The following is a 25,418-nucleotide window of genomic DNA, read 5'->3' on the forward strand; positions in this document are numbered from 1 at the left end:
CTCAGCGCGCCTGCTGCAGGTATTCGATCACCTGTTTGCGCCGCTCCGGATCGGCGGTGGCGTTGAGCATGCGCGAACCGGGCACCACGCGGGACGGGGCGCGCAGGAACGCATCCAGGGTCGCCTCGTTCCAGGTGATGTTGGCCTGGCGCATGGCGTTGGAATAGGGGTAGTCGCCCAGGCTGCCGGCACGCCGCCCGATCACCCCGTGCAGGTTGGGGCCGAACCGGTGTACGCCGCCGGGGGTGACGGTGTGGCAGCCGGCGCAGATCGCGAACGCGCGCTGCAACTGCTGCTGGTGCTGTTGTTCGGGCGTCTGCGGCGCACGCGCGCAGGCGGCCAGCCCCAGGCAGGCAACAAGCACACAGCACAGGCGCAGCAACGGCATCGTCGGACTCGTCGGGCAAGGGCGAGCGCAGATGATAGCCAGCGCCCGCGCCGCCGCGGCCTGCGACCAAAGGCCGCAGGCCGGGTGCATCACATGCCGGTGTAGTTCGGGCCGCCACCGCCCTGCGGGGTCACCCACACGATGTTCTGGGTGGGATCCTTGATGTCGCAGGTTTTGCAGTGCACGCAGTTCTGCGCGTTGATCTGCAGCTGTTCGCTGCCCTGCGCACCCACGAACTCGTAGACGCCGGCGGGGCAGTAACGCGCTTCCGGGCCGGCGTATTCGGCCAGGTTGACCTGCACCGGCACGCTGGCGTCCTTCAGCGTGAGGTGGCTGGGCTGGTCTTCGGCGTGGTTGGTGCTGCTCAGGAACACCGAGCTGAGCCGGTCGAAGGTGAGCACGCCATCGGGCTTGGGATAGACGATTTTGGTGTGCTTGTCGGCCGGTTCCAGGCAGGCATGGTCCGGCGTGCTGTGGCGCAGCGTCCACGGCGGGTTGCGGATGCCCAGCTTGGGCAGCAGCCACTGTTCGATGCCGGTCATCAGCGTGGCCATGGTCTGGCCCTTCTTGAACCACTGCTTGAAGTTCTTGGACTGCTTGAGCTCGTCATGCAGCCAGCTGCCCTCGAACGCGGCCGGGTACGCGCTCAGTTCGTCGTGCTGGCGGTCGGCGGCCAGCGCATCGAAGGCGGCATCGGCGGCCAGCATGCCGGTCTTGATCGCCGCGTGGCTGCCCTTGATCCGGCTGACGTTGAGGTAGCCGGCTTCGCAGCCCACCAGCGCGCCACCGGGGAACACGGTCTTGGGCAGCGACATCAGGCCACCGGCGGTGATCGCGCGGGCGCCGTAACCGATGCGCTTGCCACCTTCGAGGTGCTTGCGGATCGACGGATGGGTCTTGAAGCGCTGGAACTCCTCGAACGGGCTCAGCCACGGGTTCTTGTAATCCAGGCCGACCACGTAGCCGATCGATACCTTGCCGCCGTCGGCGTGGTACAGGAACGCGCCGCCGTAGGTGTCGTTGTCCAGCGGCCAGCCGGCGGCGTGCACCACCAGGCCCGGCTCATGCTTGGCCGGGTCGATCTGCCACAGTTCCTTGATGCCGATGCCGTAGGCCTGCGGGTCCTTGCCGGCATCGAGCTGGTAGCGGGCGATCAGCTGGCGGCCGAGGTGGCCGCGCGAGCCTTCGGCGAAGATCGTGTACTTGGCATGCAGTTCCATGCCGCGCTCGAAGTTCGGGCCGGGCTGGCCGTTCTTCTCGATGCCCATGTCGCCGGTCGCCACGCCCATCACCGCGCCGTCGGCGGTGTACAGCACTTCGGCGGCGGGGAAGCCGGGGAAGATCGACACTTCCAGCGCTTCGGCCTGCTGGGCCAGCCAGCGGGTGACCTCGCCCAGGCTGACGATATAGTTGCCGTCGTTGTGGAAGCACTCGGGCAGCAGCGCGTGCGGGGTGCCGCGCGCGCCGGTTTCACTCAGGAACAGGAACTCGTCACGAGTGACCTTCTGCTTCAGCGGTGCGCCGCGCTCGGCCCAGTCCGGGAACAGTTCGGTGAGCGCGCGCGGGTCCATGATGGCGCCGGACAGGATGTGCGCGCCGGGCTCGGAGCCCTTTTCCAGGATGCATACCGACAACTCGCGGCCGGCCTCGATGGCGCGCTGGCGCAGGCGGATGGCGGTGGCCAGGCCGGCGGGGCCGGCACCGACGATCACCACGTCGAATTCCATGGCTTCACGCGGGGGCAGGGCGGGGGTCTGTTCGCTCATGGGGTGCGTAACTCTTGGGTAGTGCCGTCGGCCGAAGCCGGCGGCGGTTGCCTGGGAATCGCGCGCGGGACACACGGCGCAACGGCTGGATCAGGTGAGCAGGGTACCGGGACGCGGCGTTTACGCCTAGATCGCCGACGTTGGCACCACGTCGCGACACCGTTCGCGGGTGTTTTTGTTGCGCTGCATCAATGTCCGGATGCGCGTGCTGCCGCCGGGTGTCATGCGCTGGCTTCGAAGCCGGCGTGGTAGCGCACATCGGCATCGGGGCTGTCCCCGCGCAACCGGCGTGCCTGGAAGAACGCGGGCGGGATGCCCGGCAGGCGCAGGCGCGGATCGGCCTCGAACCCGAACCGCCCGTAGTAGCCCGGATCGCCCAGCACCACGCAGCCGGCGGCCTGGCGCTGCTGCAGGGCCTCGATCGCGGCGTGCATCAACGCGCTGCCGATGCCGCGGCCCTGCTTCTCCGGCGCCACCGAGATCGGCCCCAGCCCGTACCAGTGCAGGCTGCCGTCGCTGAGCTGCACTGGCGACAGCGCCAGGTGGCCCACGATGCCATCGTCGTCTTCGGCCACCAGCGACACCGCCAGCGCGCCGGCGTCGCGCAGCGCATCGACAATGAACTGTTCGGTGCCGCTGCTATGCGGGGCGTCGGCGAAGGCCGCGCGGGTGAGGGCATGGATGGCATCCCGGTCGGCGGGGTGTTCGTCGCGGATCCGCATGTCCGGCTCCTGTACGAGGGAAGCCACAGTGTAGGCCGTGCTGCGGCGTGCCTTGGCCCGGCGCGGCGCAGCGACCACAATGGCCGCCTGTTTGATCGCCATCACGCCCGGGTAGCCATGTCACTGAATCCGTATGACCTGTTTGATGTCCGCTCCCTGCTCAGCGACGAGGAGCGCGCCGTGCAGGCCACGGTGGCGCGCTTCACCGACGAGCGCGTGCTGCCGATCATCGGTGACGCCTTCGACCAGGGGCGCTTCCCGGACGAGTTGATCCCGGAGATCGCCGCGCTGGGCCTGCTCGGCTGCAGCCTGCCCGAGCAGTACGGCGGCGGCGGGCTCAACGCGGTCAGCTACGGGCTGATCTGCCAGGAACTGGAACGCGGCGATTCGGGCCTGCGCAGCTTCGTGTCGGTGCAGAGCTCGCTGTGCATGTACCCGATCTACGCCTACGGCAGCGAAGAACAGCGCACGCGCTGGCTGCCCGACATGGCCGCCGGCAAGGTGATCGGCTGCTTCGGCCTGACCGAAGCGCACGGCGGCTCCGACCCGGCGGCGATGAAGACGCGCGCGGTGCGCGATGGCGGCGACTGGCTGGTCAACGGCAGCAAGATGTGGATCACCAGCGGCCCGGTGGCCGACATCGCCATCGTCTGGGCACACACCGAAGACGGCATCCAGGGCTTCGTGCTGGAAAAGGGCATGGCCGGCTTCACCACGCAGGAGATCAAGCACAAGATGAGCCTGCGCGCCTCGCTCACCGGTGCGCTGTTCTTCGACAACGTGCGCGTGCCCGAGCGCAACCGCCTGCCCAACGTGCAGGGCCTGAAAGGCCCGCTGGGCTGTTTGAATCAGGCCCGCTACGGCATCAGCTGGGGCCCGATCGGCGCGGCGGTGGCCTGCCTGGACGAGGCGCTGAACTACACCAAGCAGCGCGTGCTGTTCGGCCGGCCGGTGGCCGCCACGCAGAGCGCACAGATCAAGCTGGCCGACATGGCCCGGCGCATCACCACCGCGCAGCTGCTGGCCTTGCAGCTGGGGCGGTTGAAGGACGCCGGCCAGCTGCAGCCGCAGCAGGTCAGCCTGGCCAAGTGGAACAACTGCCGCATGGCCATCGACATCGCCCGCGAATGCCGCGACCTGCTCGGCGGCGCGGGCATCACCACCGAGCACATGGCGATCCGCCACGCGCTGAACCTGGAATCGGTCATCACCTACGAGGGCACCGAAACCGTGCACCAGCTGGTGATCGGGCGGGAGCTGACGGGCATCAACGCGTTTTAAGGGTGTCGGCGGTGTCGGGAGCCGGCCAGCGGCCGGCACTACCGTTGAAGGGGTCACCTGACCAACGGTCAGGTGCTACCAGTGGGCGATGCTGATGTTCAACCCGGTCGATGCGGATCACCACCTGCCGCTGTAGGTGCCGACCGTTGGTCGGTACCGCAGCAGGTGCGGCCGCCGGCAATCCCTTTGTTCCATAAGCACCGGGAACGTGTCAGGCGCTGGGGAGGGTGGGTTGGCGGGACCGTTGGGCGCCATGGATGGCGCCCACGAGCCCCCAAGGATGGGTTTACGGCGTGTCCCGCCAACCCACCCTCCCCAGCGCAGCCGAGAAGCAACCGGCGTGCGGCTTTGCGCTCCGGCTTTGCAGCTTCTGACAGCTCTTATTCCCCGCCGGCAAACCCGTTCTGTCGCCAAGCCTCGTACATCACCACGGCGACCGTGTTGGACAGGTTGAGGCTGCGGTTGTCCGGCTGCATCGGCAGGCGCAGGCGCCGGCCATCGGGGAGCGCGTCGAGCAGGTCCTGGGGCAGGCCGCGGGTTTCCGGGCCGAACAGGAAGGCATCGCCATCGGCGAACTGCGGGGTGTCGTAACGCACGCTGCCGCGGGTACTCAGGGCAAACAGGCGCGTGGGTGCAATGGCCTGCAGGGCGGTATCCAGGTCGGGATGGACCTGCAGTCGAGCGTATTCGTGATAGTCCAGGCCGGCGCGCTTGAGCTGCTTGTCGCTCAGGTCGAAACCGAGCGGCTCGATCAGGTGCAGCCGCGCGCCGGTGTTGGCGCAGAGGCGGATCACATTGCCGGTGTTCGGCGGAATTTCGGGTTGGAACAGGATGACGTGGAACGTGGGCGCGGTCATGGCCGCAGTTTACGCGGCTGCTGCGTGTTACCGCAGCAACCGATTACGGGCGGACCAGCACCTGGGCAGCGGTTTCCAGCGCCAGGGCCTGCAGATCGGCAGACGACGGGCGCACCTGCAGGGCCGGCAGATTGACGATCACGTCGCGGGCCACGGCGGTGGCAGCGGCGGCCAGCGTGGCCACGTAATCGCGGTGGGTCACCTGCTCGGCCGCCAGCGCCTGGTACTGCTCGGCGGTCGGACGGACTTCGACGGCGGCCAGCGTGGTCACGCGGCGGCTGCCGGCCAGCTCGGCGCGGTAGTCGGCGATCAGGCCGGCGCCCGGGCGGACTTCCACCAGCGACAGGGTCGGAATGGCGCTGGTGCGCTCGATCTCGGCCTGGGCGATCTGGTCGGCCGACGGACGCACCTGCACGGTGTCCAGGGTGGTGATGGTGGCGGCCTGCACGTTCGAAGCAAACGCGGCGCCGGCGGCGAGGGCGATGGCAATGGCGAGGGTCTTGGTGTTCATGGTGGGCCTATTTAGTGTTGGTGGGCAGTGGTGTGGTAGTAAGGTAGTACACCGATTCGGGGCACGCAAGAACAATTTCAACTTTCTCGATTCGGTTCAGCGGGCAGTCATGTTGGATCTGCTTCTGCCTTTGCCACAGCCAGTACCAAGCAGGTGCCGTGCCAACTTTTTCTTGTTGATTCGTAAGGGTTTTTCGCCAGTGACGCGGTGTCCGCTGTCCGGACACCTGTCCGATGGCGGTGCGCCGGTGTCCGCGCCCAGGCGTTCAGGCAGCACCGAACTGACCGCTGCCCGGGCCGTCAACCCCGAAAACACCCACGGCACCCGCAGTGACTGTTGGCCGATGCCGCAGGCGCCCGTCACGCGCTAGGATCGGCCTTCACTTTCATGACCAAGGAACCGGAATGACCGTCCAATTTCGCCCGCGTGCCGCGCTGCTGGCTGTAGCGCTCTCCGCCGCTCTGGGCAGCGTCGTGCCGGCCCCTGCGCTGGCCAAGCCCGCCGCGCCGGCCAAGGTCGACATTCCGTTCGAGCAGTTCACCCTTCCCAATGGCCTGCGCGTGGTGGTGCACACCGACCGCAAGGCGCCGATCGTGGCGGTCAACGTCTGGTACCACGTGGGCAGCAAGGACGAACCGGCCGGTCGCACCGGCTTTGCGCACCTGTTTGAACACCTGATGTTCCAGGGCAGCGAAAACCACGACGGCGAATATTTCGAGCCCTTCAAGCAGGTCGGCGTGACCGGCCAGAACGGCACCACCAATACCGACCGCACCAACTACTTCGAGAACGTGCCCACCACCGCGCTGGACATGGCGCTGTGGATGGAGTCCGACCGCATGGGCCACCTGGTCGGCGCGATCGACCAGGCCGCGCTCGACGAACAGCGCGGCGTGGTCCAGAACGAGAAGCGCCAGGGCGAGAACCAGCCCTATGGGCAGGTGTGGGACAAGCTGACCCGTGCCATGTACCCGGAGGGCCACCCGTACCACCACGGTGTGATCGGTTCGATGAACGATCTCAACGCCGCCTCGCTGGATGACGTCAAAACCTGGTTCCGCACCTGGTACGGCCCCAACAACGCGGTGCTGGTGCTGGCCGGCGACATCGACGTGGCGACCGCCAAGGAAAAGGTCGCCCGCTACTTCGGTGACATCCCGGCCGGCCCGACCATGGCCCAGCCCAAGGTGGACGTGGCCCAGCGCGAGCAGAGCACCCGCGAGGTGATGACCGACAAGGTGCCGCAGGCGCGCATCTACCGCGCCTGGAACGTGGCCCAGGTCGGCACCACCGACATCGACCAGCTGCAGCTGTTCGCCCAGGTGCTGGGCGGGGCCAAGTCCTCGCGCCTGGACCAGCGCCTGCTGCACCAGGACAAGCTGGTGGACAACATCAGCGCCGGCGCCTACAGCTCGCAGCTGGGCTCCAACTTCGTGGTGATGGCCACGGTCAAGCAGGGCGTGGACCCGGCCAAGGTGGAGGCGATCATCGATGAAGAGATCAAGCGCCTGGCCAAGGACGGTCCCACCGCCGACGAACTGAGCCGCGGCAAGACCGCCTTCCGCGCCGGCTTCATCCGCGGCATCGAGCGCATCGGCGGGTTCGGCGGCAAGGCCGACGCGCTGGCCGAGTGCACCGTGTTCGAAGGCGACCCGGGCTGCTTCCGCCGATCGCTGGCCAACATCGATGCGGCCAGCGCCGCCGACGTGCGGGCGGTCGGTGCCAAGTGGCTGGGCGTGGGCGACCACACCATCGTGGTGGAACCGGGCGCGCGCGTGGCGCTGGCCGAACTGCCGTCGCAGTCGCCCAAGCCGTTCACCGTGCCGGCCGTGGATACCAAGTACACCACCCTGCCCAAGCAGGTCGACCGCAGCACCGGCGTACCGCAGACCAAGACCTTCCCGGAACTGAAGTTCCCGCAGCTGCACCGCGCCACGTTGAAGAACGGCACCCAGGTGATCCTGGCCGAGCGCCATGACATCCCGGTGGTGCAGTTCAGCTATGAGTTCCCCGGTGGCTTCACCGCCGACCAGGGCCGCAAGCAGGGCACCGCCAACTTCACCATGGACCTGATGGGCGAAGGCGCCGGCAAGCTCGGCGCGCTGCCCTTCGCCAACGCCGCCGACGCTCTGGGTGCCACCCTGGGCGCCTCGGCGTCGCTGGACAGTGCCAGCGTCTACCTGTCGGCCTTGAAGGAAAACCTGGCGCCGTCGCTGGCCCTGTACGCGGACATGCTGCGCCAGCCGCGCTTCGAGCAGGGCGAGATCGACCGGGTCAAGGCGACCTGGATCGCCGGCATCCAGCAGGAGAAGGTCAACCCCAGCGCGGCCGCAATGCGGGTCATGCCCACCCTGCTCTACGGCGCCGGGCATCCGTATGCCATTCCGTTCACCGGCAGCGGCAACGAGGCGGACATCCAGTCGCTGACCCGCGACGACCTGGTCAGCTTCCACCGTGACGCGCTGCGCCCCGAACAGGGCACCCTGATCGTGGTGGGTGACACCACCCTGAAGGACATCGTGCCGCTGCTGGAGCGCCAGTTCGGCGACTGGAAGAGCACCGGCACCGCGCCGGAGGTCAAGGCACCGGCCGACGTGGCCCGTCCCACCCATGCCCGCGTGTACCTGATCGACCAGCCCGGCGCGGTGCAGGCCAACCTGTTCGCCAGCCAGCTGGTGCCCTCGGCGATGGACCCGGGCAGCACCCGCTTCGATATCGCCAACGGCGTGCTGGGCGGCGACTTCACCTCGCGCCTGAACATGAACCTGCGCGAGGAGAAGCATTGGTCCTACGGCGCCGGCAGCAGCGCCCCGGCCACGCTGGGCCAGCGTCCGTGGGGCGCGCGTGCCCCGGTGCAGATCGACAAGACCGCCGAGTCGATGCAGGAACTGCAGAAGGACATCCGCGACTTCGCCAGCGGTGCCAAGCCGGCCACGGCGGCGGAAGTGGCGCGCATCCGCAACATCCAGACGCTCAGCCTGCCCGGTGCCTATGAGACCGCCAGCGCGGTGCTCGGGACCATCAGCGGCATCGTGCGTTACCAGCGCCCGGACGACTACGTGTTCAAGCGCAAGGCCGAGATCGAGGCGATGACCCCGGCGCAGGTGCAGCAGGCCGCGGCCACGCTGGACCCCAACACCCTCACCTGGGTGGTGGTCGGCGACCTGAAGCAGACCGAGAAGGAAGTCCGCGCGCTGAACATCGGCGAGGTCCACGTGATCGACGCCGACGGCAAGGTAGTGCCGGCCGCTGGCCGGCAACCTCGCTGACCTGCCGAAGCAGGGTGCCGGGCCACCGCCCGGCACCCCATCACCCCCGATTCAGCCGTTTCCCGCACACTCCTTTCTCGTCGCCCAGCCAGGTCTCCCACATGCGCGTTCTTCTGCTTTCCCTGCTCACCCTCAGCGCCACCGCCTGCACCTGGGTGCCGATCGAACCGGTGGGCAAGACCGTGCGCGTGCTGCCGGCCGGGCAGGTGCCCAGCGGCTGCCAGACCAAGGGCGAGGTGGTGGTGACGGTCAAGAGCAAGGTGGGCTTCTACAACCGCAACCCCTTGCGCGTGCAGGAAGAACTGGAAACCCTGGCACGCAATGAAGCCCCCAGCGCCGGGGCCAATGCGGTCCAGGCCGCCGGCCAGCCGGCCGATGGCAGCCAGCGCTTTCTGGCCTTCCAGTGCCCGCCGCGCTGAACCCTTCAGGCCGCCCGGCCGCACCATACGCCCGGGCGTGAATTCGTAAAGGTGCGGTGAAGGCAGCGCCGGCTTACAATAGCGCCCCCTTTGCCTGAGCCTTGGCGCTAACTGATGCTCTTCAAGAATGTCTCTATCGCCGGCCTGGCGCACATCGACGCGCCGCACACGCTGACGTCCAAGGAAATCAACGAACGTCTGCAGCCGACGCTGGATCGTCTGGGCATCCGTACCGACGTGCTCGGCGACATCGCCGGCATCCACGCCCGCCGCCTGTGGGACGCGGATATGCTCGCCTCCGACGCGGCCACCCTGGCGGCCCGCAAGGCGCTGGAAGACGCCGGCATCGGCGCCGACAAGATCGGCCTGCTGGTCAACACCTCGGTCAGCCGCGACTACCTGGAGCCGTCCACGGCCAGCATCGTCTCGGGCAACCTGGGCGTGGGCGACGAATGCATGACCTTCGACGTCGCCAATGCCTGCCTGGCCTTCATCAACGGCATGGACATCGCTGCGCGCATGCTTGAGCGCGGTGAGATCGACTACGCCCTGATCGTCGACGGCGAAACCGCCAACCTGGTCTACGAGAAGACCCTCGAGCGCATGGCCCTGCCGGGCGTGACCGCCGACGACTTCCGCAACGAGATGGCTGCCCTGACCCTGGGCTGCGGTGCCGCTGCCATGGTGATGGCGCGTACCGAGCTGGTGCCCGATGCCCCGCGTTACCGCGGTGGCGTGACCCGCTCGGCCACCGAGTGGAACCAGCTGTGCCGCGGCAACCTGGACCGCATGGTCACCGACACCCGCATGCTGCTGATCGAAGGCATCAAGCTGGCGCAGAAGACCTTCGTCGCCGCGCGTGAAGCACTGGGCTGGGCGGTGGACGAGCTGGACCAGTTCGTCATCCACCAGGTCAGCCAGCCGCACACCGCCGCGTTCATCAAGAACTTCGGCATCGACCCGAAGAAGGTCATGACCATCTTCGGCGAGCACGGCAACATCGGCCCGGCCTCGGTGCCGATCGTGCTGAGCAAGCTCAAGGAGCTGGGCCGCCTGAAGAAGGGCGACCGCATCGCGCTGCTGGGCATCGGTTCGGGCCTGAACTGCTCGATGGCCGAAGTGGTCTGGTAAGCAGACCGCTGCGTTGATTCCAAGGGCCGGTACTACCGGCCCTTTTTACAGGTGCGATTGCATGCCCAAGCTTCCCGGTTACCCCGCCCACCCGCAGCGTTTCGAGGTCCGCCCCGGCCTGTCGATGAATTACCTCGACGAAGGCCCGCGCGACGGCGAGGTGGTGGTGATGGTCCACGGCAACCCGTCGTGGAGCTATTACTGGCGCACGCTGGTGGCCGGGCTGTCGGACAAGTACCGCTGCATCGTGCCCGACCACATCGGCATGGGCCTGTCGGACAAGCCCGATGACGCGCATTACGACTACACGCTGCAGTCGCGCGTGGACGACCTGGACGCGCTGCTGGCGCACCTGGGCATCACCGGCCCGGTCACCCTGGCCGTGCACGACTGGGGCGGCATGATCGGCTTCGGCTGGGCGCTGTCGCACCATGCGCAGGTGAAACGGCTGGTGGTGCTCAACACCGCGGCGTTCCCGATGCCGGCGGCCAAGAAGATGCCGTGGCAGATCGCGCTGGGCCGGCACTGGGCGGTGGGCGAGTGGATCATCCGCACGTTCAACGCGTTCTCCTCCGGCGCCTCGTGGCTGGGCGTGGAGCGGAAGATGCCGGCCGACGTGCGCCGTGCCTACGTGTCGCCGTACAACAGCTACGCCAACCGCATCAGCACCATCCGCTTCATGCAGGACATCCCGCTGACGCCGGCCGACAAGGCGTGGTCGCTGCTGGCGCGCGCCGGTGAGGCGCTGCCGTCGTTCGCCGACCGCCCGGCCTTCATCGGCTGGGGCCTGCGTGACTTCGTGTTCGACCACCACTTCCTGGCCGGCTTCCAGGCCGCGCTGCCGCAGGCCCAGGTGCATGCCTTCGAGGATGCCGGGCATTACGTGCTGGAAGACAAGCACGAGGTGCTGGTACCGAAGATCCGGGCGTTCCTGGACGCCAACCCGATCTGACCGGTGGTGTGACGACCAACGGTCGTCACCTACCCAGCAAGCGGTTGATGCCGACGTTCGGTCGGGTCGGACCCCGTCACCGGGCACCGACGTTCGGTCGGACCGGAACCCATCGCCGGGTACCGACGTTGGGGTCGGATCGAAACCCGTCACCGGGCACCGACGTTCGGTCGGATCGGAAACCCGTCACCGGGCACCGGCGTTGGTTCGGATCGAAACCCGTCACCGTGCACCGCCGTTGGTTCGGATCGAAACCCGTCACCGGGCACCGACGTTCGGTCGGATCGAAACCCGTCACCGTGCACCGACGTTTGATCGAATCGGAACCCCTAACCGGTAGAGCCGACCGTTGGTCGGCTGCTCTTCGCTCCGGGCCATCACCCCCGGACGCACACCCTCACGCCGCGATCGGCGCCTGCGGGGCCGGCGAACTGCCGTTGTCGTCGGGATGATCATCGTCGTTGTCCGCCGCGTCCCGCCAGCGCCAATCGGCCAGGGTCAGGGCCGGCATGCCGTGCGCTACCCGCGCCTTGTCGCACTGCGGGCTGGCCTTGCCGTACTCCCACGAGGCGTCCACCTCGCGGCACACGCTGGGCCGGTTGGGGTGGATGGTGCAGCGGGAATACACGCCGATCTCCGCATCCAGCGCCACGCAGTACACCGGCTTGGACAGGGTGCCGCGCATGCACAGCCGGTGCGGGTCCAGCACCTGGGTCAGTTCATGCGGCACGCCACCGGGGGTGACCTCGTCCGATTCCATCCAGTGGAACGCCACACGGTACTGGGTGCAGCAGGCGCCGCAGGTGAGGCAGGGATGGGACATGGGGTACCGGCCTTGGGCGGCAATCGAGCAGGAGGGAAGGGCGCGAATTTTCCACGCCGTTGGCCGTCGCGCAAGATTTTTCTGCAGCGGCGACAATGAACGGATGAACAGCCCCGTCAACATCGCCGCCCGCCTGCCCGAGCTGGCCCGTGAGCGCCCCGACCAGATTGCCATCCGCTGCCCGGGAAAGCCCGGCCCCGGCGGCATGGCGGCCTATGACGTCACCCTGGACTACCGCACCCTCAACGCGCGCAGCGACGCCCTGGCCGCCGGCCTGGCCGCGCATGGCATCGGCCGTGGCGTGCGCGCGGTGGTGATGGTGCGACCGTCCCCGGAATTCTTCCTGCTGATGTTCGCGCTGTTCAAGAACGGCGCGGTGCCGGTGCTGGTCGACCCCGGCATCGACAAGCGCGCGCTCAAGCAGTGCCTGGAAGAGGCCCAGCCGCAGGCGTTCATCGGCATCGGCCTGGCCCACGTGGCGCGGCTGGTGCTGCGCTGGTGCCCGGGGGTGAAGACGCTGGTGACCGTGGGCCGGCGCTGGGGCTGGGGCGGCACCACGCTGGCCCGCATCGAGGCCGATGGCGCGCGTGCACCGCAGCCGATGGCCGCCACCGACGGCGAGGATGTCGCCGCGATCCTGTTCACCAGCGGCTCCACCGGGGTGCCCAAGGGCGTGGTCTACCGCCACCGCCACTTCGTGGGCCAGGTCGACCTGCTGCGTGCCGCCTTCGGCATGGAGGCCGGCGGCGTCGATCTGCCGACCTTCCCGCCGTTTGCCCTGTTCGACCCGGCGCTGGGCCTGACCTCGGTGATCCCGGACATGGACCCCACGCGCCCGGCCAAGGCCGACCCGCGCAAGCTGCACGACGCCATCGCCCGCTTCGGCATCACCCAGCTGTTCGGCTCGCCGGCGCTGATGCGCGTGCTGGCCGACCATGGCCAGCCGCTGCAGGGTGTGCGCCGGGTCACCTCGGCCGGTGCGCCGGTGCCGCCGGACGTGGTGGCACGGATCCGCCGGCTGCTGCCCGATGACGCGCAGTTCTGGACCCCGTACGGCGCCACCGAGTGCCTGCCGGTGGCGGTCATCGAAGGGCGCGAGCTGGACAGCACGCGCCAGGCCACCGAGGCCGGCGCCGGCACCTGCGTAGGCCGCGTGGTGGCGCCCAACCAGGTGCGCATCATCGCCATCGACGACGCGCCGCTGCCGCAGTGGTCGCAGGTGCGCGAACTGGCGGTGGGCGAGGTGGGCGAGATCACCGTGGCCGGCCCGACCGCCACCGACAGCTACTTCAACCGCCCGCAGGCCACGGCCGCGGCCAAGATCAGCGAAGCGCTGGCCGATGGCCGCATCCAGGTGGTGCACCGCATGGGCGATGTGGGCTACTTCGACACGCAGGGCCGGTTGTGGTTCTGCGGGCGCAAGACCCAGCGGCTGGAAACCGCGCACGGCCCGCTGTACACCGAACAGGTGGAGCCGGTGTTCAATGCGCTGGACGGCATCGCCCGCACCGCGCTGGTCGGCGTGGGGCCGGCCGGCCGGCAGCGGCCGGTGCTGTGCGTGGAGCTGCAGCCCGGCGCGGCCGACACGCCGGCGCTGCGCGAGCGCCTGCGCCACGAGGCCGACGCGCACCCGCACACCACCCGCATCGAACAGTTCCTGATGCACCCGGGCTTCCCGGTGGATATCCGCCACAACGCCAAGATCGGCCGCGAGAAGCTGGCCATCTGGGCCGCAACCCAAGTGGAAACGCACGCATGAAGATCCTGGTGACCGGTGGTGGTGGCTTCCTCGGGCAGGCGCTGTGCCGCGGGCTGGTGCAGCGTGGCCACCAGGTGCTCAGCTTCAACCGGGGCGATTACCCGCCGCTGGCCGCGTTGGGCGTGGGCCAGATCCGGGGCGACCTGGCCGATGCCGATGCTGTGCGGCACGCGGTGGCCGGCGTCGATGCGGTCTTCCACAACGGTGCCAAGGCCGGTGCGTGGGGCAGCTACGACAGCTACCACCAGGCCAACGTGGTGGGCACCGACAACGTGATTGCCGCCTGCCGCGCGCATGGCGTGGGCAAGCTGATCTACACCTCCACGCCGAGCGTGACCCACCGCGCCACCCACCCGGTGGAAGGGCTGGGGGCCGACGAGGTGCCCTACGGCGAGGACTTCCAGGCGCCCTACGCGGCCACCAAGACCATTGCCGAACAGCGTGTGCTGGCCGCCAACGACGCCACCCTGGCCACCGTGGCACTGCGCCCGCGGCTGATCTGGGGCCCGGGCGACCAGCAACTGGTGCCGCGCCTTGCCGAACGCGCGCGCGCGGGCCGGCTGCGCTTCGTCGGCGACGGCACCAACCTGGTCGACACGACCTACATCGACAATGCCGCGCTGGCCCACTTCCTGGCCTTCGAACACCTCGCTCCGGGCGCGGCGTGCGCGGGCAAGGCGTACTTCATCTCCAACGGCGAACCGTTGCCGATGCGCGAGCTGCTCAACAAGCTGATGGCCGCCGTGGGCGCCCCGGCGGTGGAGAAGTCGATCAGCTTCAAGACCGCCTACCGCATCGGCGCGGTGGCCGAACGCCTGTGGCCGCTGCTGCGCCTGCGCGGCGAACCGCCGATGACCCGCTTCCTGGCCGAGCAGCTGTGCACGCCGCACTGGTACAGCATGGAACCGGCGCGCCGCGACTTCGGCTACGTGCCGCAGGTGAGCATTGACGAAGGCCTCACGAGGCTGAAGTCTTCATCGCGCGCAGAGGGCGCCATCACTTCCTGAACACCGCGGTTTGGTGAAGATTGCAGCACGCCAATCCGGCACGCATTACGCGAGGATCGACATGCTGCATTACGCCGTAATCTTTTTCGTCATCGCCATCATCGCGGCGGTGCTCGGCTTCTCCGGCATCGCCGGCGCTGCCAGTAACATCGCCTGGATCCTGTTCGTCGTGTTCCTGATCCTGGCGGTGGTGTCGATGTTCCGCAAGCGAGGGTAGTTCGCCGGGCAGCCCGCGCTACCTCTCTCCAGCGCGGGGTGCCCAGCGGCGCCTGACGACGGCCTGATCCTCGAAAGGGGGTCAGGCCGTCGTCGTGATGGAGCTCTGCAGCGCACGTTCGCGCGCATGCCGCTCCAGCGCCAGTTCCAGCAGGCGGGTGATCAAGGCGGTGTAGCCCAGCCCGCTGGCCGCCCACAGCTTGGGATACATGCTGATCCGGGTGAAGCCGGGCAGGGTGTTGATCTCGTTGATGACCACCTCGCCATCGCGGCCGAGGAACACATCCACCCGCGCCAGCCCGGCGCAGTCCAGGGCCTGGTAGGCACGCACGGCAATGTCGCGGATGCGCTGCTGGTCGGCGTCGCTGATCGCCGCCGGCACCACCACGTCGGCGCCGTGCTCGCGGATGTACTTGGTGTCGTACGAATAGAATTCGTCGTGCACCACCACCTCGCCGCAGACGCTGGCCTCCGGCGTTTCATTGCCCAGCACCGCGCACTCGATCTCGCGGCCGTCGATGGCCGTTTCCACCAGCGCCTTGTGGTCGTAGGACAGCGCCAGCGCCAGGGCCTCATGGAACTGCTGCGCGGTGTGCACCTTGCTCACGCCCACCGACGAGCCCTGGTTGGCCGGTTTGACGAACAGTGGCGCGCCCAGCTGCGCCACCAGGGCCGCGTAGTCGGCGTTGGCCGCGCTGGCGCGGTTGAAGCAGACGAACGGGGCCACGGCCAGGCCGGCATCGCGCAGCAGGCGCTTGGCCACGTCCTTGTCCATCGCCACCGCCGACCCCAGCACGCCGGCGCCCACGAACGGCAGGTTGGCCATGCGCAGCAGGCCCTGCAGCGAACCGTCCTCGCCCAGCGTGCCGTGCACGATGGGGAACACCACGTCGATCTGTTCCAGCGCGGTGGCCGGGTCGGTGGGCACCAGCTGCTGGCGCGCCACGCCCGGATGCACGGCCACCGCATTGCCCGACGGGTTCAGCGCGATCCGCGCCGGGTCCTCGGCGTGCAGCAGGAAGGCCTGCGGGTCGCTCACATGCCACTGGCCCTGCTTGTCGATGCCGATCAGGGTGACGTCGAACCGCTCCTTGTCCAGCGCATCGACGATGTTCTTCGCCGACTGCAACGACACTTCATGCTCGGCCGAACGGCCACCGAAAATGATGCCTACCCGCGTCTTGCCCATGCCTGCTGCTGCTCCTGCGTGTGTATGTGGACCCCTAGCATGAACCGGTCCGCCGGCCGTGGCGCACCCGGCCTTCATCCACGCGTCAGGCTGGGCAGCGCAGCGACGGTCTCCGCCTGCCATGGGGCGGTTAGAATGCACCGATGGCCCGTTCCCTCCTCAGTTCCCTCAAGCCGCTGGCCGGCAATGCGCTGCAGCTGGCGCTCAACCGCGCGCTGGCGCTGGACCCGGACACCCGGGGCGCACTGGCCGCGCTGGATGGCCGCCACATCGCGCTCACCCTGGAATCGCCCGCGCTGGCGATGCGGATCGGGGTGGACGGGGGGCGGCTGACGGTGGGCCCGGTGGATCCGCAGCAGGAACCGGACCTGGCGGTGCGCAGCACGCTGGGTGGGGTGCTGGCGCAACTGCCGTTCCTGGCCAACGCACGCCGTGGCGGCACCGCCCCGGCCGGGCGGGTCAAGGTTTCCGGCGATGCCGAGCTGGCGCGTCGCCTGCAGCAGCTGGCGAGCCGTTTCGATCCGGACTGGCAGCAGCCGTTCGTGCGTGTGTTCGGCGAGGTGCTGGGGGTGCAGGTGGCCAACAGCCTGCGTTCGGCCCTGCAGCACGCGCGCCGCGGCGCGTCCGACCTGGCGCACAGCGCCGCTGAATTTGTCACCGAGGAGTCCCGCGACGTGGTACCGCGAGCAGAACTGGAAGCCTTCCACGACGACGTGGATGTGATGCGCGACGATGTGGAACGCATTGCCGTGCGCGTGCAGCGCCTGCGCCAGGTGCGCGCATGAAGGCGATGTTCCGCGCCACCCGCATTGGCCGCGTGATCCTGCGTTACCGCCTGGACGACCTGCTGGAAGGCACCGTGGCCGAGCGCTGGCTGCGCGTGGCCAAGCCGTTCGTGCCGCGTGCCTCGGCCGACATCGCCGCCCAGTCGCGCGGCGCGCGCCTGCGCCTGGCGCTGCAGGACCTCGGCCCGATCTTCGTCAAGTTCGGGCAGATCCTGTCCACCCGCCGCGACCTGATCCCGGCCGACATCGCCAACGAACTCACCCTGCTGCAGGACCGGGTGAAGCCGTTTGACGGTGCCACCGCGCAGCGCATCGTCGAGCAGGCGCTGGGCCGCCCGGTCAGTGAAGCGTTCGCCAGCTTCGACCTGCAGCCGCTGGCCTCGGCCTCGATCGCGCAGGTGCATGCGGCCACCCTCGCCGATGGCCGCCAGGTGGTGGTCAAGGTGCTGCGCCCGGATATTGAAAAGCAGATCGGCGCCGACATCGCGCTGCTCAACTCCGCTGCCGCGCTGGTCGAGCGCACCCACCCGCGCGCCGACAAGATCCGCCCGCGCGAAGTGGTGGCCGAAGTGGAGAACACCCTGGCCGCCGAACTGGACCTGCAGCGCGAAGGCGCCAACGCCAGCGTGCTGCGCCGCAACTGGGTCGACTCGGACGACCTGTACGTACCGGAAGTGATCTGGAGCCACACCGCCGAGCGCGCGCTCACCCTGGAACGGGTGTGGGGCATTCCGTCGGACGACATCGCCGCGCTGGACAAGGCCGGCATCGACCGCAAGGCACTGGCCGCCAAGGGCGTGCGCGTGTTCTACACCCAGGTGTTCCGCGACAACTTCTTCCATGCCGATGCGCACGCCGGCAACATCTGGGTCGACATCGATCCGGCCCGGCGTGACAACCCGCGCTTCATCGCGCTGGACTTCGGCATCATGGGCCAGCTGTCCGAGCAGGATCAGTACTACCTCGCCGAAAACTTCATGGCCATCTTCAACAAGGACTACCGGCGCATGGCCGAGCTCCACGTTGAGGCCGGGTGGATGCCCAACAACGTGCGCATCGACGAGCTGGAAGCGGCGGCGCGTTCGGTCTGCGAACCGTATTTCACCCGCCCGCTGTCGCAGATCTCGCTGGCCGAAGTGCTGATCAAGCTGTTCCGCGTTGCGCAGCGCTACGAGCTGACCCTGCAGCCGCAGTTGATCCTGCTGCAGAAGACCCTGCTCAACATCGAAGGCGTGGGCCGCCAGCTCGACCCGGAGCTGGACATCTGGGCGGTGGCGCGACCGGTGCTGGAACGCATTCTGCGCGAACGCTACAGCCCGCGCCGGGTGCTGAAGGAGCTGCGCAAGCGGCTGCCGGAAATCATGACCCACACCCCGGACATGCCGCGGCTGGTGCACGCCTGGTTGAAGCAGCAGGTGGAAGGCGGGCACGAGCTGTCGATGCGCTCGCAGGACCTGGTGGCGCTCAACACCAACCTGCAGAAGCTGCAGAAGCGCGCGGTGGCGGCGATCGCCGGTGTCGGCCTGTTGATCGTGGCGGCGGTGCTGTACGGCATGCAGCCGGGCGGCTGGTACTTCGGTGATGCACCGGTGTGGAGCTGGGTGAGTGGCGCGGCCGGTCTGTTCTCGTTGGCCAGCGCGTGGTGGCGCCGCTGAGATGACGCTGCAGGCACTGAAGGACGAACTGGCCCGGTTCGGCGCCGACCACGATGCCAGCCATAGCGAGCGTGCCCAGCGCATGCTCAACATCACCCCGGACACCGGCGAGCTGCTGGGTGTGCTGGTGCGTGCCACCGGCGCGCGGCGGGTGCTGGAGATCGGCACCTCCAACGGCTATTCCACGCTGTGGCTGGCCGAGGCCGCTGCGGCTGTCGGCGGGCAGGTCACCACGCTGGAGTACGCCGCCGACAAGATCGCCCTGGCGACGGCCACCTTCGCGCGCAGCGGCCTGGCCGCGCAGATCGACCTTATCCACATCGATGCGGGTGTGTGGCTGGGTGCCGCGGCCGAGGCCAGCATCGACCTGCTGTTCCTGGATTCCGAACGCAGCCAGTACCTGGGCTGGTGGCCGGACCTGCGTCGCGTGCTGCGCCCCGGTGGCTTGCTGGTGGTCGACAACGCCGTCTCGCATGCCGAACAGATGGCGGCCTTCGAGGCGCAGGTACGCCGCGATCCGCAGTTCCATTGCGTGCGGGTGCCGATCGGCAACGGCGAACTGATCGCGGTGCGTGACGTCGCCTGAATCGCCTTTGTTGGCGCTGCCTGCAGTGGGCGGGGATAATCGGTCGGTGAACGACATCGATACCGACACCGCAACCGACCTCGCGCCCGCAGTGGCGCCCCTGCAGTTGCTGCACCTGGACGACCGCCTGGCCGTGGTCAACAAGCCCGCCGGGCTGATGGTCCATGACAGCAAGCTGGCCCGTGGCGAAGACGACTTCCTTGCCGACCGCCTGCGCGAGCAACTCGGCAAGCCGATCTTCCTCGTGCATCGCCTGGACCGTGCCACCAGTGGCTGCCTGCTGCTGGCCTTCGACCGCGAAAGCGCCAGCGTGCTGGGCAAGGCGCTGATGGGCGGCGACGTCACCAAGGACTATCTGGCCATCTGCCGCGGTTGGCCGGCCGAGGAGGCGTTCACCGTCGACCATGACCTCGACGGTGGTCCCGGCAAGCCGGTCAAGAAACAGGCCATCACCCATTTCCAGCGCGTGGCCGTGGGCGAGATCGCCGTGCCCGTCGGCGAGTTCGACACCTCGCGCTATGCGCTGCTGCGCTGCCAGCCGCAGACCGGCCGCTTCCGTCAGATCCGCCGCCACCTCAAGCACCTGTCGCATCACCTGATCGGCGACACCAGCCATGGTGATGGACGGCACAACCGCAGCTTCCGCATGCAGGGCATCCACCGCATGCTGCTGCACGCCGAACGCCTGCGCTTCCCGCACCCCGATGGCACCGCGATGGACGTCAGCGCGCCGGCGGAAGGGGAGTTCCGCAAGGCGATGGATCTGTTGGGGTGGGGTGCGGTTTGAGCGGGGTCTGGTCGGGCTGAAATGTGCCCGGAATCCAACCGGGTAGAGCCGACCGTTGGTCGGCTGCTCTACGCGCGGCACCTGGATTATCCGTGCAGCCGACCAACGGTCGGCTCTACCCCCTGGGGTGGCCGCGTGTATCCAACTGCCCGCGATCCAACCCGGGTAGAGCCGACCGTTGGTCGGCTGCTCCACGCGCGGCGCCCGGGTTATCCGTGCAGCCGACCAACGGTCGGCTCTACCCCCTGGGGTGGCCGCGTGTATCCAACTGCCCGTGATCCAACCGGGTAGAGCCGACCGTTGGTCGGCTGCTCTACGCGCGGCGCCTGGGTTATCCGTGCAGCCGACCAACGGTCGGCTCTACCCCGGGGTGGCCTGCGTGTATCCGACTGCCCGTGATCCAACCCGGTAGAGCCGACCGTTGGTCGGCTGCTCCACACGCGGCACCCGGGTTATCCGTGCAGCCGACCAACGGTCGGCTCTACCCCCGGGGTGGCCTGCGTGTATCCGACTGCCCGTGATCCAACCGGGTAGAGCCGACCGTTGGTCGGCTGCTCCACACGCGGCGCCCGGGTTATCCGTGCAGCCGACCAACGGTCGGCTCTACCTCCGAGGTGTTGCGCGTGTATCCGACTGCCCGCGATCCAACCCGGTAGAGCCGACCGTTGGTCGGCTGCTCTACGCGCGGCGCCCGGGTTATCCGTGCAGCCGACCAACGGTCGGCTCTACCCCCCGGGGTGGCCGCGTGTATCCGACTGCCAGTGATCCAACCCGGTAGAGCCGACCGTTGGTCGGCTGCTCCACGCGCGGCACCCGGGTTATCCGTGCAGCCGACCAACGGTCGGCTCTACCCCCGAGGTGGCCTGCGTGTATCCGACTGCCMGTGATCCAACCCGGTAGAGCCGAGGTGTGTGCAGGTAGCCGACCAACGCGGGTGGGGTGCGTTACCGGGTGGGCGGCGTGGCCGGCGCCGGGGCTTCGTTCATGATCGCCTCCAGGTCCTTCTGCAGGTCCACGAACAGCGGCTGCATCTTTTCCTGGATGGCCACCATCACGTTCTGCATCAGCGCCGGGGTCTTGTCGAGCAGGCTCTGGCCGGCCGAGCTCTCGTAGAACTCGGCCATCGCCAGTACGTCTTCCTTGCTGAAGCTCTTCTTGTACAGGTCCACGTACATCGGTCGCAGCTGCTGCCACGACAGCGCCTGGCGGATGGTCTGGGTGGTGCGTGCCTCCATCCGCTTCATCTGTTCCTGCTGCTGCGCGTCCAGCTGGCGCTGCTGGGCCACCTGCTGGAACTGCTGGCGCTGCATCGCCTCGATCTGCGGCAGCATGCTGTCCAGCATGGTCTGCGCACGCGAGGCGGCCAGCAGCCGGTTGATGTCGGCGTCGGACGGCGGCGCGGCCAATGCCGGCGCGATCGCGGCCAGGCCGAGCGCCAGGACAAGGCCGACACGGGTCAGCGCACGGCGGGGAGTGGTGGCAATGGCCAGGGAGCGGATCAAAAGCATGTGCGGGGCATCCTGCGTGGCATGGAACCCCGAGGATACCTGCGATGGCGTCAGCAGGCCGTAGTTTGCGGACGTTATCGGCGTCATCGGGGATGTTTGCCCCACCCCTGGACCCGGTCCTGCCTTTACAATGCCGCCCATGGCTTCCGCACCCGTCATCATCAGCGCGCACCTGTCGATTCCCGATGCGGAACTCGTCGAGCGGTTCGTGCGCGCCAGCGGCGCCGGCGGCCAGAACGTCAACAAGGTCTCCACCGCCGTGGAACTGCGCTTCGACGTGGCCGGCTCGCCGTCGCTGCCCGAACCGCTGCGCTCGCGCCTGCTGGCCCGGCGCGACCGGCGCATGACCGGCGAGGGCGTGCTGGTCATCGACGCCCAGCGCTTCCGCACCCAGGACCGCAACCGCGACGATGCCCGCGAGCGGCTGGCCGCCTTCATCCAGGAAAGCCTCAGCGTGCCCAAGCCGCGCGTGGCCACCAAACCCTCGTATGGCGCCAAGCTGCGCCGCCTGGACGAGAAAAAAGGCCGCGCGCAGATCAAGCGCGGACGCACCACACGCAATTGGGAGTGAATGCTTGAACAACCGAAGTCCGCTGTTGCCGGCCGTTCCGCCCAACATGCCGCAGGTCAAACCGAACCGCTTCCTCCGCTGGCTGGCCCGCTGCACGTTGCGCCTGGGCGGTTGGAGAGTGGTGGGCACCTTCCCCGACGTGCCCAAGCTGGTCTTCATCATTGCCCCGCACTCGTCCAACTGGGACGGGTTCTGGGGCATGGCGGCCAAGATCGCGCTGGGCATGCAGGTGAAGGTGCTGGGCAAGGCCTCGCTGTTCTGGTGGCCGCTGTCGCCGCTGCTGCGCGCGCTGGGCGTGATCCCGCTGGACCGCAGCTCGCCGCAGGGCACCGTCGAGCAGGCGGTCAGCCTGATCCGCGGGTCCGAACGCATGTGGTATGCCATCACCCCCGAAGGCACCCGCAAGGCGGTGACACACTGGAAGGCCGGGTTCCTGAAGATCGCGCGGATGGCCGACGTGCCGGTGCTGGCGGCGTACTTCCACTACCCGGAGAAGGTCATCGGAATCGGCCCGCTGTTCCACTCCAGCGGCGACGACGCGGCCGACATGGCCGCCATCCGCGCCTATTACCAGCCGTGGCAGGGCAAGAACCGCGGCACCGTCTGAGCCCCGCCAGGCCCCGCCGCGACGGGCGCCGGGGCCTGCACAGCCATACGCCACGTCCGGCACATGCCGGTCCCGGGCAATCGGAGTAGGGTGATCGGCTGCGGTTTTTCCGCAGTCGCATCCCATTCCAAGGAGCCCGTTTCATGTCGCGTACCGTAGTTTTGGCCGCTGCCATCAGCCTGGCGCTGGCGGCCTGTTCCGGCAAGGAGTCCACCCCCGTGTCCGACACCCAGACCCCCGCCGCGCAGCAGCCGGCCGATGCCTCCACCAATCCCCTGTTGAGCGCCAGCACGCTGCCGTTCCAGGCGCCGCCGTTCGACAAGATCAAGGACAGTGACTACCTGCCGGCCTTCAATGAAGGCATGAAGCAGCACCTGGCCGAGGTCCGCAAGATCGCCGACAACCCCGAGCCGGCGACCTTCGACAACACCATCGAAGCGCTGGAGCGCAGCGGCGAGACCCTGACCCGCGTGTCGCGCATCTTCTTCGGCCTGGTCCAGGCCGATACCAACGACGCGCGCCAGAAGATCCAGGAAGAAGTCGCGCCGAAGCTGGCCGACCACCAGGACGAGATCAACCTCGATCCGAAGCTGTTCGCCCGCATCAAGACCATCTACGACCAGCGCCAGTCGCTGGGCCTGGACCCGGTGCAGCTGCGCCTGGTCGAGCGTGACTACCAGGAGTTCGTGCGCGCCGGCGCGCAGCTCAACGACGCCGACAAGGCCTCGCTGCGCAAGCTCAACGTGGAAGAAACCACGCTGGCCACCCAATTCCACACCCGCTTGGTGGCCGCCACCGCCGCCGGTGCCGTGGTCGTCGACGACAAGGCCAAGCTGGCCGGCCTGGACGAGGACGCGATCAACACCGCCGCGGCCGACGCCAAGGACCGCAAGCTGGACGGCAAGTACCTGCTGCCGCTGCAGAACACCACCCAGCAGCCGGTGCTCGGTTCGCTGAGCGACCGCGAACAGCGCGCCGCCGTGCTCAAGGCGTCGGAAACGCGCGCCGAAAAGGGCGATGCCAACGACACCCGCCAGACCGTACAGCGCCTGGCCCAGCTGCGTGCGCAGAAGGCCAAGCTGCTGGGCTTTGACAACTACGCCGCCTACAGCCTGGCCGACCAGATGGCCAAGACCCCGGCCGCCGCGCTCAAGCTGCTCACCGACACCGTGCCGGCGGCCACCGCCAAGGCGCGCGGCGAGATCGGCGAGATGCAGAAGGTGATCGACGCCCAGAAGGGCGGTTTCAAGCTGGCCGCGTCCGACTGGGACTTCTACGCCGAACAGGTGCGCAAGGCGCAGTACGACCTGGACGAGTCGCAGATCAAGCCGTACTTCGAGATGGACAACGTGCTGCAGAACGGCGTCTTCTACGCCGCCACCCAGCTGTACGGCATCACCTTCAAGCCGCGCACCGACATCCCGACCTACCACGCGGACATGAAGGTCTACGAAGTGTTCGACAAGGACGGCACCTCGCTGGCCCTGTTCTACACCGACTACTTCAAGCGTGACAGCAAGTCCGGTGGCGCCTGGATGGACGTGTTCGTCGAACAGGACGGCCTGACCGGTGCCAAGCCGGTGGTCTACAACGTGTGCAACTTCACCAAGCCCGCCGCCGGCCAGCCCGCGCTGCTGAGCTTCGATGATGTGACCACGATGTTCCATGAGTTCGGCCACGCCCTGCATGGCATGTTCTCGAAGGTGAAGTACCCGTCCATCGCCGGCACCAGCACCTCGCGCGATTTCGTCGAGTTCCCCTCGCAGTTCAACGAACACTGGGCGCTGGACCCGAAGGTGTTCGCCAACTACGCCAAGAACTACAAGACCGGCGAGCCGATGCCGCAGGCACTGGTCGACAAGATCCTCAAGGCGCGCACCTTCAACCAGGGCTATGCGACCACCGAGTACCTGTCGGCCGCGCTGCTTGACCTGGCCTGGCACACCCAGCCGGCCGACGCGCCGCTGCAGGACGTGGCCAGCTTCGAAGCGGGCGCGCTGAAGAAGTTCAAGGTCGACCTGCCGCAGGTGCCGCCGCGTTACCGCACCACCTACTTCGACCACATCTGGGGCGGTGGCTATTCGGCCGGGTACTACGCCTACTTCTGGGCCGAAGTGCTCGACCATGACGCCTTCGAGTGGTTCAAGGAAAACGGCGGCCTGACCGCGCAGAACGGCCAGGTGTTCCGCGACAAGATCCTCTCGCGCGGCAACAGCGTGGAGCTGTCGGACCTGTACCGCGATTTCCGCGGCAAGGACCCGTCGGTGGAACCGCTGCTGGTCAACCGCGGCCTGAAGTAACCGCGGCCCGGTACAACAACAACGGCAGGGGAAACCCTGCCGTTTTTTTTTTGCTTGCCGCGCGCGTGAGGGCCCCGTAGCGACCGGTAGGCCCCTGGCGCAAATGTCCCCCGGCCGCGTTGCGGCCTCCTCCTTTATTTTGCCCAAGCGACTACCGGCCGCTACGGGGCTCGGCTTTCGGTAAGCAGGTAGAAGTCAGGCCTTTTTGGCGTTGGTCGGTGGGTCGGGCGCTGGGCCCCGATGCCCTTGGAGGCGAAATAAAGGGGGAGGGGGCGGCCGCAGGCCGACGCCGGAGGACATTCGCCGGAAAGGGCATGGGGGCCCAGCGC

At 68.2% G+C, this 25,418-nt stretch carries 23 protein-coding genes; 15 read left to right on the forward strand and 8 right to left on the reverse strand.

The window, feature by feature from the left end:
• Position 1 precedes the first annotated feature (1 nt).
• From AC1DCJ_RS08600 to AC1DCJ_RS08610, 3 genes are all read right to left on the reverse strand, one after another.
• On the reverse strand, positions 2–388 hold the full coding sequence (locus AC1DCJ_RS08600; protein ID WP_478070697.1) for a c-type cytochrome: 387 nt from the start codon (positions 386–388) through the stop codon (positions 2–4).
• An 89-nt stretch (positions 389–477) separates the two neighbouring features.
• On the reverse strand, positions 478–2,154 hold the full coding sequence (locus AC1DCJ_RS08605; RefSeq protein WP_478070698.1) for an electron transfer flavoprotein-ubiquinone oxidoreductase: 1,677 nt from the start codon (positions 2,152–2,154) through the stop codon (positions 478–480).
• A gap of 221 nt (positions 2,155–2,375) precedes the next feature.
• Positions 2,376–2,876: a GNAT family N-acetyltransferase gene (locus tag AC1DCJ_RS08610; RefSeq protein ID WP_141058225.1), complete on the reverse strand. Its 501-nt coding sequence runs from the start codon at positions 2,874–2,876 to the stop codon at positions 2,376–2,378.
• A 117-nt stretch (positions 2,877–2,993) separates the two neighbouring features.
• On the opposite strand from AC1DCJ_RS08610, the gene AC1DCJ_RS08615 reads away from it, so the two are divergent.
• A complete protein-coding gene (locus AC1DCJ_RS08615) occupies positions 2,994–4,157 on the forward strand; it encodes an acyl-CoA dehydrogenase family protein (protein ID WP_313423220.1) in 1,164 nt (387 codons plus the stop codon).
• A gap of 380 nt (positions 4,158–4,537) precedes the next feature.
• Here the strand turns inward: AC1DCJ_RS08615 and trmL are convergent, their stop codons facing one another.
• Positions 4,538–5,014 (reverse strand): tRNA (uridine(34)/cytosine(34)/5-carboxymethylaminomethyluridine(34)-2'-O)-methyltransferase TrmL, encoded by a 477-nt coding sequence (gene trmL, locus AC1DCJ_RS08620; RefSeq protein WP_141058224.1) that lies wholly within the window; start codon positions 5,012–5,014, stop codon positions 4,538–4,540.
• Between the two features lie 43 nt (positions 5,015–5,057).
• The gene (locus AC1DCJ_RS08625) at positions 5,058–5,525 is read right to left on the reverse strand and encodes an XAC0231 family protein (protein ID WP_137191340.1); all 468 of its coding nucleotides are present in this window, start codon (positions 5,523–5,525) and stop codon (positions 5,058–5,060) included.
• Between the two features lie 404 nt (positions 5,526–5,929).
• Here AC1DCJ_RS08625 and AC1DCJ_RS08630 point away from each other — a divergent pair, with 404 nt between their 5' ends.
• The 4 genes from AC1DCJ_RS08630 to AC1DCJ_RS08645 all read left to right on the forward strand — a co-directional run bounded on the left by AC1DCJ_RS08630 (position 5,930) and on the right by AC1DCJ_RS08645 (position 11,296).
• On the forward strand, positions 5,930–8,794 hold the full coding sequence (locus AC1DCJ_RS08630; protein ID WP_478070699.1) for a M16 family metallopeptidase: 2,865 nt from the start codon (positions 5,930–5,932) through the stop codon (positions 8,792–8,794).
• Positions 8,795–8,895: 101 nt separating this feature from the next.
• Positions 8,896–9,213: a DUF4156 domain-containing protein gene (locus AC1DCJ_RS08635; RefSeq protein ID WP_137191338.1), complete on the forward strand. Its 318-nt coding sequence runs from the start codon at positions 8,896–8,898 to the stop codon at positions 9,211–9,213.
• Positions 9,214–9,327: 114 nt separating this feature from the next.
• Positions 9,328–10,344 carry a 3-oxoacyl-ACP synthase III gene (locus tag AC1DCJ_RS08640; RefSeq protein ID WP_038691210.1) on the forward strand — a complete coding sequence of 339 codons (1,017 nt, stop codon included), beginning with the start codon at positions 9,328–9,330 and terminating at the stop codon, positions 10,342–10,344.
• 61 nt (positions 10,345–10,405) lie between these two features.
• Entirely contained in the window at positions 10,406–11,296 is an 891-nt protein-coding gene (locus AC1DCJ_RS08645) for an alpha/beta fold hydrolase (protein WP_478070700.1), read from the forward strand.
• A 397-nt stretch (positions 11,297–11,693) separates the two neighbouring features.
• On the opposite strand, the gene AC1DCJ_RS08650 is transcribed toward AC1DCJ_RS08645, so the two are convergent.
• Positions 11,694–12,119, reverse strand: a complete 426-nt coding sequence (locus AC1DCJ_RS08650; protein ID WP_038691207.1) for a YkgJ family cysteine cluster protein — start codon at positions 12,117–12,119, stop codon at positions 11,694–11,696.
• Between the two features lie 103 nt (positions 12,120–12,222).
• On the opposite strand from AC1DCJ_RS08650, the gene oleC reads away from it, so the two are divergent.
• The 3 genes from oleC (at position 12,223) to AC1DCJ_RS08665 (ending at position 15,102) form a co-directional block, all read left to right on the forward strand.
• Complete coding sequence (gene oleC, locus AC1DCJ_RS08655) at positions 12,223–13,878, forward strand: olefin beta-lactone synthetase (RefSeq protein WP_478070701.1); 1,656 nt, start codon at positions 12,223–12,225, stop codon at positions 13,876–13,878.
• Complete coding sequence (oleD, locus tag AC1DCJ_RS08660) at positions 13,875–14,885, forward strand: 2-alkyl-3-oxoalkanoate reductase (RefSeq protein ID WP_137191334.1); 1,011 nt, start codon at positions 13,875–13,877, stop codon at positions 14,883–14,885. Before oleC ends, oleD begins: the two co-directional genes overlap by 4 nt.
• A 61-nt stretch (positions 14,886–14,946) precedes the next feature.
• Positions 14,947–15,102, forward strand: coding sequence for a DUF1328 domain-containing protein (locus AC1DCJ_RS08665; RefSeq protein ID WP_038691201.1), 156 nt, complete (start codon positions 14,947–14,949; stop codon positions 15,100–15,102).
• Positions 15,103–15,183: 81 nt separating this feature from the next.
• Here the strand turns inward: AC1DCJ_RS08665 and ddlA are convergent, their stop codons facing one another.
• Positions 15,184–16,290 (reverse strand): D-alanine--D-alanine ligase, encoded by a 1,107-nt coding sequence (gene ddlA, locus AC1DCJ_RS08670; RefSeq protein WP_478070702.1) that lies wholly within the window; start codon positions 16,288–16,290, stop codon positions 15,184–15,186.
• 143 nt (positions 16,291–16,433) lie between these two features.
• Here ddlA and AC1DCJ_RS08675 point away from each other — a divergent pair, with 143 nt between their 5' ends.
• Genes AC1DCJ_RS08675 through AC1DCJ_RS08690 form a run of 4 tightly spaced genes read left to right on the forward strand, consistent with a single transcriptional unit; the run spans position 16,434 to position 20,103 of the window.
• Positions 16,434–17,075, forward strand: a complete 642-nt coding sequence (locus AC1DCJ_RS08675) for a ubiquinone biosynthesis accessory factor UbiJ (RefSeq protein WP_478070703.1) — start codon at positions 16,434–16,436, stop codon at positions 17,073–17,075.
• Complete coding sequence (ubiB, locus tag AC1DCJ_RS08680) at positions 17,072–18,730, forward strand: ubiquinone biosynthesis regulatory protein kinase UbiB (protein WP_038691196.1); 1,659 nt, start codon at positions 17,072–17,074, stop codon at positions 18,728–18,730. Before AC1DCJ_RS08675 ends, ubiB begins: the two co-directional genes overlap by 4 nt.
• A gap of 1 nt (position 18,731) precedes the next feature.
• Positions 18,732–19,316, forward strand: a complete 585-nt coding sequence (locus AC1DCJ_RS08685; protein ID WP_137191330.1) for an O-methyltransferase — start codon at positions 18,732–18,734, stop codon at positions 19,314–19,316.
• A 55-nt stretch (positions 19,317–19,371) separates the two neighbouring features.
• Positions 19,372–20,103: a pseudouridine synthase gene (locus tag AC1DCJ_RS08690; RefSeq protein WP_478070707.1), complete on the forward strand. Its 732-nt coding sequence runs from the start codon at positions 19,372–19,374 to the stop codon at positions 20,101–20,103.
• 944 nt (positions 20,104–21,047) lie between these two features.
• On the opposite strand, the gene AC1DCJ_RS08695 is transcribed toward AC1DCJ_RS08690, so the two are convergent.
• On the reverse strand, positions 21,048–21,611 hold the full coding sequence (locus tag AC1DCJ_RS08695; RefSeq protein WP_137191329.1) for a DUF2059 domain-containing protein: 564 nt from the start codon (positions 21,609–21,611) through the stop codon (positions 21,048–21,050).
• Between the two features lie 139 nt (positions 21,612–21,750).
• Between AC1DCJ_RS08695 and arfB the strand changes: the two genes are divergently transcribed.
• The 3 genes from arfB (at position 21,751) to dcp (ending at position 25,089) form a co-directional block, all read left to right on the forward strand.
• Positions 21,751–22,182, forward strand: coding sequence for an alternative ribosome rescue aminoacyl-tRNA hydrolase ArfB (arfB, locus tag AC1DCJ_RS08700; protein WP_038691194.1), 432 nt, complete (start codon positions 21,751–21,753; stop codon positions 22,180–22,182).
• A 4-nt stretch (positions 22,183–22,186) separates the two neighbouring features.
• On the forward strand, positions 22,187–22,789 hold the full coding sequence (locus AC1DCJ_RS08705) for a lysophospholipid acyltransferase family protein (protein WP_137191328.1): 603 nt from the start codon (positions 22,187–22,189) through the stop codon (positions 22,787–22,789).
• Positions 22,790–22,932: 143 nt separating this feature from the next.
• A complete protein-coding gene (dcp, locus tag AC1DCJ_RS08710; protein WP_313246881.1) occupies positions 22,933–25,089 on the forward strand; it encodes a peptidyl-dipeptidase Dcp in 2,157 nt (718 codons plus the stop codon).
• The last annotated feature ends 329 nt before the right edge of the window (positions 25,090–25,418 follow it).

This window comes from Stenotrophomonas sp. 10N36 (genome assembly GCF_056395005.1).

Bases quoted from the DNA above. Each gene is read 5' to 3' on its own strand.
- AC1DCJ_RS08600 (WP_478070697.1), bottom strand. From the start codon at position 388: ATGCCGTTGCTGCGCCTGTGCTGTGTGCTTGTTGCCTGCCTGGGGCTG.
- AC1DCJ_RS08605 (WP_478070698.1), bottom strand. From the start codon at position 2,154: ATGAGCGAACAGACCCCCGCCCTGCCCCCGCGTGAAGCCATGGAATTC.
- AC1DCJ_RS08610 (WP_141058225.1), bottom strand. From the start codon at position 2,876: ATGCGGATCCGCGACGAACACCCCGCCGACCGGGATGCCATCCATGCC.
- AC1DCJ_RS08615 (WP_313423220.1), top strand. From the start codon at position 2,994: ATGTCACTGAATCCGTATGACCTGTTTGATGTCCGCTCCCTGCTCAGC.
- trmL (WP_141058224.1), bottom strand. From the start codon at position 5,014: ATGACCGCGCCCACGTTCCACGTCATCCTGTTCCAACCCGAAATTCCG.
- AC1DCJ_RS08625 (WP_137191340.1), bottom strand. From the start codon at position 5,525: ATGAACACCAAGACCCTCGCCATTGCCATCGCCCTCGCCGCCGGCGCC.
- AC1DCJ_RS08630 (WP_478070699.1), top strand. From the start codon at position 5,930: ATGACCGTCCAATTTCGCCCGCGTGCCGCGCTGCTGGCTGTAGCGCTC.
- AC1DCJ_RS08635 (WP_137191338.1), top strand. From the start codon at position 8,896: ATGCGCGTTCTTCTGCTTTCCCTGCTCACCCTCAGCGCCACCGCCTGC.
- AC1DCJ_RS08640 (WP_038691210.1), top strand. From the start codon at position 9,328: ATGCTCTTCAAGAATGTCTCTATCGCCGGCCTGGCGCACATCGACGCG.
- AC1DCJ_RS08645 (WP_478070700.1), top strand. From the start codon at position 10,406: ATGCCCAAGCTTCCCGGTTACCCCGCCCACCCGCAGCGTTTCGAGGTC.
- AC1DCJ_RS08650 (WP_038691207.1), bottom strand. From the start codon at position 12,119: ATGTCCCATCCCTGCCTCACCTGCGGCGCCTGCTGCACCCAGTACCGT.
- oleC (WP_478070701.1), top strand. From the start codon at position 12,223: ATGAACAGCCCCGTCAACATCGCCGCCCGCCTGCCCGAGCTGGCCCGT.
- oleD (WP_137191334.1), top strand. From the start codon at position 13,875: ATGAAGATCCTGGTGACCGGTGGTGGTGGCTTCCTCGGGCAGGCGCTG.
- AC1DCJ_RS08665 (WP_038691201.1), top strand. From the start codon at position 14,947: ATGCTGCATTACGCCGTAATCTTTTTCGTCATCGCCATCATCGCGGCG.
- ddlA (WP_478070702.1), bottom strand. From the start codon at position 16,290: ATGGGCAAGACGCGGGTAGGCATCATTTTCGGTGGCCGTTCGGCCGAG.
- AC1DCJ_RS08675 (WP_478070703.1), top strand. From the start codon at position 16,434: ATGGCCCGTTCCCTCCTCAGTTCCCTCAAGCCGCTGGCCGGCAATGCG.
- ubiB (WP_038691196.1), top strand. From the start codon at position 17,072: ATGAAGGCGATGTTCCGCGCCACCCGCATTGGCCGCGTGATCCTGCGT.
- AC1DCJ_RS08685 (WP_137191330.1), top strand. From the start codon at position 18,732: ATGACGCTGCAGGCACTGAAGGACGAACTGGCCCGGTTCGGCGCCGAC.
- AC1DCJ_RS08695 (WP_137191329.1), bottom strand. From the start codon at position 21,611: ATGCTTTTGATCCGCTCCCTGGCCATTGCCACCACTCCCCGCCGTGCG.
- arfB (WP_038691194.1), top strand. From the start codon at position 21,751: ATGGCTTCCGCACCCGTCATCATCAGCGCGCACCTGTCGATTCCCGAT.
- dcp (WP_313246881.1), top strand. From the start codon at position 22,933: ATGTCGCGTACCGTAGTTTTGGCCGCTGCCATCAGCCTGGCGCTGGCG.